The sequence below is a fragment of the Veillonella parvula genome, from assembly GCF_032472435.1.
In the GTDB taxonomy this organism is placed as follows: Bacteria; Bacillota; Negativicutes; order Veillonellales; family Veillonellaceae; genus Veillonella; species Veillonella parvula_N.
Genome location: NZ_JAWEGM010000011.1, coordinates 1 through 7883 on the forward strand (window position 1 = coordinate 1; position 7883 = coordinate 7883).

Below are 7883 nucleotides of genomic sequence, written 5' to 3' on the forward strand. Positions count from 1 at the left end.
TTGTATAACTTTCGTTGCCGCACCCGCATAGCGGGTGGTTTTATGGTTCGCGACTACGTCACGAACCAGTCTAAAGACAATAAAAATAAAACCGCCACCTATGGTGACGGTTTTGTATGACTAACCTTTATATAATTATGGGTTAAACGGGAACAAAATCGGTAACAACACTAAAGATACAATTGCAGATACTACAATTAACGGTACGCCTGCTTTTACATAGTCTTTAAAACTATACCCAGCTACATTATATACCATAGTATTTGCAGGCATCCCTATAGGTGTACCATACGCAAGAGAGCTAGAAATTACGATGGCAACAAGAATCGCTTTAGGATCAAAACCTAATTGAGATGCTAGAGACAATCCGATTGGAGCTAGCAATGCAACATCTGCTGTATTGGACATGAAGTTTGTCATAAATACAGATAGGAAGAAAAGTACCGCTAATAATGCCAATGGATTAGGTGTATCCCCCAAAGCATCAACAATAAGATTTGCAATATATGCACCTGCCCCAGATTTTACCATTGCTGTGCCAAGAGCTAAGGAACCTACAAATAATAAAATAGTCTTCATATCAATAGACTTAACTGCTTCGTTTTCGGTAATAACTCCTGTCGCTACGATAACAAGTGCGCCTACCCAGGCACTAACCGCTAAGGATACGCCAATTTGTTTTTCAAAAATCATAGCAGCGATAGTCAACACCAATACCAAACCAGCTACCCATTTTTTCCAAACTGGAACATGACTGAAATCAGCATTTTTTTGATAGTTTGGATCAGGTTCACGCGTTGGAACTTCAGGTAAGAATCTTTTACCAATGAATGCATAGAATAAAGTACCTACGATAAGCATAGGTAAACCTACTTCACCATAAGCAAAGAAACTAAAGGATCCAAGGCCGGCTTCTTGCAAATTAGAATTTGCAATCATATTACCAGGAGAGCCAATCATAGAAATATTCCCCCCCATAGCAGCGGCAAATACGATTGGCATTAAGAATTTAGTTTGGTTAAAACCACCCTTTTTGCAAATACCAATAACAACAGGAATCATAACCGCTGCAGTACCTGTATTAGATAAGAAGCCAGACATAATACCTGTAAGCATCATAATAGCAATAATAAGGATAGTTTCATTTTTAGCAAATTTATTAACAACGTTACCAACATCAACAGCTACACCTGTTTCAAAGAAAGCAGCGCCGATAATAAACATAGCAATAAACAAAATAACATTAGAGTCAACGAAACCTTTAAAAGCTTCCGCTGCAGTTAATACACCAGAAAGATGTAATCCAACGGCCACAATCATAGCCGTAATAGACAATGGAATTTTCTCCAATGCAAACATTACGATTGCAAATACAAGAAATCCCAGTGTAATAGCAATACTATAATCCATGAGAATTCCTTTCATGGTAGTCATACTCTTATAGTATATCTATATGAAGATACGCTGTAAATCACAAAACAATATTATTAATAATTATTTCTCATATAGATATATTTACAAGTTATGAAGTTATTCATAATATAAAGAAATCGCTATTCTTATCTTATTATTTGATGAAACCTACGTGTTTATATATTTCGTCTAATATTTCATCTTTTTTCTTATTATATTCTATTTTCTTTTCTTCAAAGTAGTTATTACCGTCTGCATCAATGGATACGATAAGCGGACCAAATTCTTTAACCTTAAAAGTCCACAAAGTCTCACACATACCTAATTCACGCCAATTAGCAGATTCTACTTTTTCGACTTCTGTAGCAGCAAGAACCGCATTACCTGCAGGGAACACACAGTGTAGTGCACCAAAGTCTTTGCAGGCACGTGCTGTTTCAGGACCCATGCCACCTTTACCTACAATGAGACGTACACCTGTCTTTTTAACAAATTCATATTCGTATTTTTCCATCCTCATAGATGTAGTAGGTCCTACAGATACAACTTCAAATTCATTATCGCTTAAAGTACGAATAATTGGACCTGCATGAAGTATAGCCCCATCTTTAACATCAACCGGTAACGTTTTACCTTCTTCTACCACACGACGATGCCCCATATCACGACAGGTTGTAATATGCCCAGTCAAATAAATCACATCGCCTGGCTTAATGCCTGCTAAATCAGATTGTTGAATAGGTGTAGTTAATATTTTCTTAGCCATTATAATGTCACTCCTTTATGAGATTTAACTGTGCAATTACCATCCTTGTCAAATACGAGATCGCCGCGACGATGATTCCAACAACCTACACTAACAGCACAAGAAATAACAGATGGATGACGTGTACCATGTTCAATGTTCACACCTAAAACAGTTTTATCCCCACCCATACCTTGAGGTCCAATACCAATCTTATTAATTCCATCTTCTAACAATTGTTCCATATAAGCCGCTTTTTCATTAGGTGCTTTTGAAGATACAGGGCGCATTAATGCTTTTTTAGATAATCCAGCAGCGGTATCAATAGTTGTAGCAATCCCTACACCTACCAATAGTGGAGGACACGCATTCAATCCATAGCTTGTCATCAAATCAAGAACAAACTTAGCAATACCTTCATAGCCTTCGCCTGGCATCAATGTTTTACCTGACCCTGGCAAGGAACACCCGCCACCAGCCATATAAGGGAAGATTTCTACATCATCACAACCAGAAATGATATCCCAGTGAATATAAGGTGCAGTGAGGCCAATATTTTTACCAGTATTAAACTCATCAAAAGTTTCTACACAGTTCAATCGTAATGGAGCCTCTTGTGTAGCCTTATAAGTTGCTTCTCTTAGAATATCTTCTAATTCTCCTAATAAGGGATAATTAGATCCAACCTTTACCCAAAATTGTAATACACCAGTATCTTGACAAGAAGGACGATTAAGCTGAGCTGCTAAATCCATATTATGTTGCATTGTTTCATAAATAGATTTGGCCATAGGATTTTTTTCATCCTGTGCCAATTCATGAATTTTTTCTTGTACATCATCAGGCAATACCTTTGCCATATAAGAAATGAAATTAGCTATCTTATTTGTCATTTCTTGTACTTGTTGTTCCTTCGTACTCATCGCAAACCTCCAAAAAGACTTCAATATTTAAGACGTGATTATTTCTGTTTCGGAACCTTAGCTCCTTTCGATGATTCTATTCTACTCTTTTTTCAGTATATAACTATCCAATTTACAAGTTGATTTTTATTGGTGAAAGTCTGTCAAACACATACAAAATTTCCTTAATTATTTTCTTTTAACCCATTAAAAATATACAATTTCACCTATATGATTATAAAAAAAAGAGCACTACCATCAGAACGTAGTGCTCTTTCACCATATATTTTAATAGGATTAACAAATATACAAAATCACCTATACCTAATAATTGTATATCCACCTAATTTAATTTTCAAAATCATGAAATTATAGCTAATTACAAGTTATTATAAGAATGAAAATTATGATTGTAATCTTTTTACAACCATCTCAAGTTGGTCTCTAACATCCTGTAACTTTTGATTAGCCTCATCTAATCTATTCTTATCGATAGAGACATCTTGATAGGGTAAGTAAGTTTGTAAAATGTCTATAATATCTTCTTCCTGAGTAGAAATAATTTCCTTCCAATCATGTAATTTTGTCTTACGCCCCATCTCTTTTGCTTGCTTTCTATATTCAGATGGTGTTGTATGGAAATGTTTCTTGAAGGCCACATTAAAGGCTTTAATATCTGCAAAGCCACAACTACTTGCAATATGTGCTACTCCATCTTCAGAGTTAGCTAAACGAACTGTAGCCTCTCGTAATCTCAACCGCAACAAATACTCTAAAAAGGAAACCCCTAATTGGCGTTTAAAAAATTGAGATGTATAGTTCACATTATAACCGCCTATTTTAGCAATATCTTCTAACTCTATCTTCTGCTTATAGTTTTCATCAATATAGGCAATCATTTTATCAAAGGTAGCTACAGTCATATCAGCAGGCTTTGTATGTATAGGGATAGTCTTAACCGCATCAATTTCACGATATATATCACTCGTCATGGCTAAAAAGTGACTCTCCAACCATAATTGACGATCAGGACTTTCACTATTCACCATTAACAACATCATTTGTGCCGCAAGATAACGTAAGGACGTAAAGAATTCATTATCCCTATTAGTTTTATCTGAGCGCAATACAAATTGGTACATGCCGAAGTTAGGATCAAAGTATTGGAAAAACTCCTTACTCACATGAATAACAAGAGCTGTTGTATCCTCCTCTAAGGCCAACGTAGCATGACCTACTTGAGGGGAAATAATAATGGTATCAAGAGGTTCCATTGTAAAAACCTCACTATTACAACTCATGTCGATTCTGCCCTTTAACAAGATCAAGACTTCAACGCCACTGTGCCAGTTGTAATGATATGTACTAACCTTATATATATCACTATTGAAATCTATATGATTGTGTTTATAGGTATAGTGAAAGTAATCCATAACAACGTAATACCCCTCATAAAATCAAACAAATACCTCTCAATTATTTACATAAAAAATGCACCCCTTATTAATCAAAGGGATGCATTCATTATGATATATATAATTAATAACGGTCAACAGTAATCTTATTTTATATATTAATAAATTATAGTTTTATGCTTCTATAGCATTATATATCTATTCTTAAAATTACATAACCGCTGTAATAGCCGCTGCTAAACCAAAGAAGATACCTGGTGCATTGGCTAATGCTACTGGAATATCTCTATGTTCTTTAAACAAACCATACGCTACCCATAATGTACAGTTGATTGCAGCTACAAGTGGTTGAATCCAATCACCAGTACCTGGATGTGCAAGGTTATGCATGATTTGTGGGAAATAAGATACATACATAGCTACAGCAGTAACAGTTGCAACTTTACCTACGTTTTCCATAAATTTTACTTGATTCATATATCCTCCAAAATTATAACTTACTAATTTTTTTACTCCTGATGAGATATATTCTACTCAGTTTAGTGAATATAACTATCCAAATTAAAAGATAATTTTTATATTAAAATCAACGAAAAAAGATAGATTTCTCTCGATTTATTGTATTTTGGGACTATAACAATATATAAATTCACCCGGAAAATACATATAAAAAAGCACTACTTATCAACAGTAGTGCTTTTTCAATAACTTTATAGGGTTTTTTGATATAGAAATTTACCCAATTCTAATCTTTCTATATGTGTCATAAATTCATCAAAATAATTTGCTTACCAAACTCTTATCACAAGAATATAGCTACTAAAAGAATTAGCTACTATAAGAATTAGTTACTATAAGAATCTAGTTGCCATAGAGATATAACAAAATACCTTTATAAATCCTTTACTACATCTGCTAACTTTTCTTTCAAAGATTCCAATTTTTTGCTCATAAATTCCAATTCACTCTTAGCTCGGGAATCATCTTCATACGACAAGAATGAATGCAATACATCAAGAACATCTTGATTGTCTACAGAAATAATTTCTTTCCAATCTTGTAAGACGGTTTTACGCCCAATGCTTTTGACTTGCTTACGATATTCTGTGGGAGTCATATTAAAGTGTTTTTTAAAAGCCACATTAAAGGCTTTCACATCTGCAAATCCACAATCGCTTGCAATTCTTGCGACAGCCTCATCCGTACCAGCTAAGCGAACAGTAGCGTCACGGATTCTTAACCTCAATACATACTCAACAAATGAAATCCCCATTTGCTTTTTAAAGAACTGAGATGTATAGGCAACATTATAGCCCCCAATTTTTGCAATATCTTCCAACTCTATTTTCTGCTCATAATGCTCATCAATATAGGCAATCATTTTATCGAACGTTGCGGGTTTCATATCACCAGGTCTAGCATTTTCATGAACCTTTTTAATGGGATCAAACTCTCTAAATACATCCCCAGCCAACGCTAAGTAATGATGCTCTATCCACATTCGATGTACCGGGCTTTCACCTTTAGTCATCAATAACATCGTCATAGCTGCATGATGCCGTAAGGTTGTAAAGAATTGATTGTGACGAGTACTATTATCTGAACGCAATACAAATTGATAGGCGCCAAAATCTGGATCATACTGTTGGTAAAATTCATTTCCTACATGAATGACAAAGGCAATGACATCCTCTTCCAGAGCTAATGTGGCATGTCCCACTTGAGGAGAGATAATGACCACATCAAGTGGTTCCATCGTAAATGTCTCACCATTACAACTCATCTCCATTTGGCCTTTTAATAAAATAACAATCTCCGTCTCACTATGCCAGTTGTAATGGTATGTGCCAACTCAATATATGTTGCTACTAAACTCTATGTAATTATGTTTATATGAATAGTCGAAGTAATCCATTACACTTTTACTCCCTAAGGTAATTTCGCTCTTAACTCCTGTTCCTGTGATTTACTCTCTTCTAACAAGGCCGATTCATCTTGAGTCCAAGGACCAAATAAAATTTGGTCTACAACAGTTCCAACAGATTCAGTACATAATTTTGAATTATATACTTGTTCTAAATCACGTTTATACACTTGAATAGTTTCAAAGACTCCACTCTGTTCTAGTTCAGTAATATTAGCGACCAAGGATTTTACAATTCCATCATGATGATCTTTAGGAGTGGCTCTCGCTTGTAAAGGATCCACAATCATCATTTCTAAATAGCGCAATTGCGTCGTCAAATAAGATAACTCTGGCTTAGTAGCAATCAAACAAAAATCGACGGTATAGCCTTTAGATTTTAATAATGTAGCTGTATTAATTGGTACTGCGGCGGAACGTAATGTGCCTTCAATAATTAAATTGTATTTTAAAGAGCTTAATTTATCAATTACAGCCTCTACCATCTTACCTGCAAACATTTTTGTGTAATCTACACTATCAACACCATATTTTTCTTGTAACTCTCTAAAATACGGGTGTTGAGCACGGTATGTATCGCCATCAATGATAATATAATTACCTTTTGACTCTAGCATTTTCACACGATGAATTGTGGTTTTCCCGGCTCCACTTTGACCACCTAAAATAACAGCACGAGGTGTACTAGATATATTTTTATTAAACGTTAAGAAATCAATGGTACGTTCTAAGGCCTTATCAAAGTCTTCAGAGCTATAGGATTCAATAGCTTGTACATCACTAGTCTCTTTAACAGCTTTAACATCACTAATGTCATGAGAAGCTTGTGCTAATGACTCTTTAATATTGCTTTCAAGGTCTACCATATCTGATTTTAGAACGTCTAACTCATGTATAGACGTGGCTAAATATAACTCTGTATTTACAATATGAGAATACGCTTTTAATAGCTCTACACAGTCACTAGTGTCACTCTCCTCAACTAAGTTACAGAGACGCGCTAATGTTTCCGCGCTTTGTTCTTTTAGAACTTCTATTTGTAAAGTTAAATTATACTGTTCAACGACATTCATACATTCGACCTCTCTCAACGCATTAAAAATGCACCCCTTATAATCTAAGGGATGCATTTATTATGATATATTTATTTAACAACGGTCAACAGCATCTTGAAGTTTTCTTGGGCATCGAGGCTATGAGGGACTTCAGAAGGCATGATCAATGTTTCACCAGCTTTCACATTGTGTTCCACATCACCGACGACGATATGTGCCTCTCCATCGAGGATTTGCACAATCGCATCGCCTACAGTTATATGCGTTGAGATTTCTTCGCCCTTTGGTAACGCAAATAAGGTAATACTGAGGCGTTCATTTTGGGCAATCGTAATACTAATCACTTGCCCTTCTTTATACTCTAAACAATCGCCTAGATGTAAAATTTCGTTGACTGGGATATTTTTTGTGAAAGTCTTACTCATAGAA

The 7883-nt window shown here is 35.2% G+C and carries 7 protein-coding genes and 1 pseudogene; all 8 read right to left on the reverse strand.

The genetic code is table 11. The features are described 5' to 3' along the window. Positions 1-135: 135 nt before the first annotated feature. Positions 136-1410, reverse strand: a complete 1275-nt coding sequence (locus E7A03_RS09840) for an SLC13 family permease (protein ID WP_077708600.1) — start codon at positions 1408-1410, stop codon at positions 136-138. 157 nt (positions 1411-1567) lie between these two features. Continuing rightward, positions 1568-2179, reverse strand: coding sequence for a L(+)-tartrate dehydratase subunit beta (gene ttdB / locus E7A03_RS09845; RefSeq protein ID WP_195394632.1), 612 nt, complete (start codon positions 2177-2179; stop codon positions 1568-1570). Next, entirely contained in the window at positions 2179-3081 is a 903-nt protein-coding gene (ttdA, locus tag E7A03_RS09850) for a L(+)-tartrate dehydratase subunit alpha (protein ID WP_004698665.1), read from the reverse strand. The genes ttdB and ttdA overlap by 1 nt, the downstream gene beginning before the upstream one ends. Positions 3082-3464: 383 nt before the next feature. Then, positions 3465-4493 (reverse strand): AraC family transcriptional regulator, encoded by a 1029-nt coding sequence (locus tag E7A03_RS09855; RefSeq protein ID WP_038150581.1) that lies wholly within the window; start codon positions 4491-4493, stop codon positions 3465-3467. Between the two features lie 192 nt (positions 4494-4685). Then, on the reverse strand, positions 4686-4952 hold the full coding sequence (locus E7A03_RS09860; protein WP_004698672.1) for a SemiSWEET family transporter: 267 nt from the start codon (positions 4950-4952) through the stop codon (positions 4686-4688). Positions 4953-5367: 415 nt separating this feature from the next. Then, positions 5368-6390: pseudogene (locus tag E7A03_RS09865) on the reverse strand (AraC family transcriptional regulator). 14 nt (positions 6391-6404) lie between these two features. Then, a complete protein-coding gene (locus E7A03_RS09870; protein WP_004698578.1) occupies positions 6405-7472 on the reverse strand; it encodes a zeta toxin family protein in 1068 nt (355 codons plus the stop codon). Between the two features lie 71 nt (positions 7473-7543). Further along, a partial coding sequence (locus E7A03_RS09875) for a cupin domain-containing protein (RefSeq protein ID WP_353799498.1) occupies positions 7544-7883 on the reverse strand: 340 nt, incomplete at its 5' end.

What these genes read in the sequence shown, in the direction of transcription:
- E7A03_RS09840 (WP_077708600.1), bottom strand. Translation starts at nt 1,410, where the DNA reads ATGGATTATAGTATTGCTATTACACTGGGATTTCTTGTATTTGCAATC.
- ttdB (WP_195394632.1), bottom strand. Translation starts at nt 2,179, where the DNA reads ATGGCTAAGAAAATATTAACTACACCTATTCAACAATCTGATTTAGCA.
- ttdA (WP_004698665.1), bottom strand. Translation starts at nt 3,081, where the DNA reads ATGAGTACGAAGGAACAACAAGTACAAGAAATGACAAATAAGATAGCT.
- E7A03_RS09855 (WP_038150581.1), bottom strand. Translation starts at nt 4,493, where the DNA reads ATGGATTACTTTCACTATACCTATAAACACAATCATATAGATTTCAAT.
- E7A03_RS09860 (WP_004698672.1), bottom strand. Translation starts at nt 4,952, where the DNA reads ATGAATCAAGTAAAATTTATGGAAAACGTAGGTAAAGTTGCAACTGTT.
- E7A03_RS09870 (WP_004698578.1), bottom strand. Translation starts at nt 7,472, where the DNA reads ATGAATGTCGTTGAACAGTATAATTTAACTTTACAAATAGAAGTTCTA.